The following is a 637-nucleotide window of genomic DNA, read 5'->3' as shown; positions in this document are numbered from 1 at the left end:
GCTGGAACGACCGGTCACACCCCTTCACCTGGACCAAACCCGCCGACGAAATCCTCGCCTCCATCGACCGGAAACGTAAACATGTTTCAGCGACGGACCACTAGGGTCAATCCCGGCGGCAAGGTCATGGTCGGGAGAGGAGTACAAGACGTCGATGACTCCGTCGAGTCCCGTGTGCCGGATCCGCCACTCCGTCCAGTACGCACCGGACTCCGTGTAGGCAATGATCCTGACGCCACGTGCCTTTAGGCCCCGGAGAACTGAAGCGCCCTGGGTCTGATGGAGACTCGCGCTATTTGATTCCGACCAGCAGATTGCGGTCGTTGGGGACAGCATAGAACGCGGCCTCGAACTCGGCGGGCGGGACGTCACCGAGGTAGCCGTGGAGGCGCTCGGTGTTGTGCCAGTGCACCCATCCGAGGGTGGCGAGCTCGAGGTCTTCGACCGTCTTCCACGGCCCTGGCCGGGCCGGTCCGCGGACGAGTTCTGCCTTGTAGTAGCCGTTCACCGTCTCGGCGAGGGCGTTGTCATAGCTTTAACCGGCTAATCGCAGCGGATTTCTTTCCGGTTCGGCCCTTTTCGTTGTTTGCCTCACATGGCGGTCGGGTGTGTCGCGGTGTCGTCGATCAGGGCGGTG

Annotated in this window: 1 pseudogene; it reads right to left on the bottom strand. The window is 62.5% G+C overall.

The annotated features are described in order from the left end of the window. Positions 1 to 292: 292 nt before the first annotated feature. Positions 293 to 535 (bottom strand): annotated as a pseudogene (locus tag ABD209_RS15515) (integrase core domain-containing protein); the annotation flags it as partial. Positions 536 to 637 lie beyond the last annotated feature (102 nt).

This window comes from Nostocoides vanveenii, assembly GCF_039531165.1.
In the GTDB taxonomy this organism is placed as follows: Bacteria; Actinomycetota; Actinomycetes; order Actinomycetales; family Dermatophilaceae; genus Nostocoides_A; species Nostocoides_A vanveenii.
Note: the sequence above shows the minus strand (reverse complement) of the source record. Positions and strands in the feature narration are given on the sequence as shown.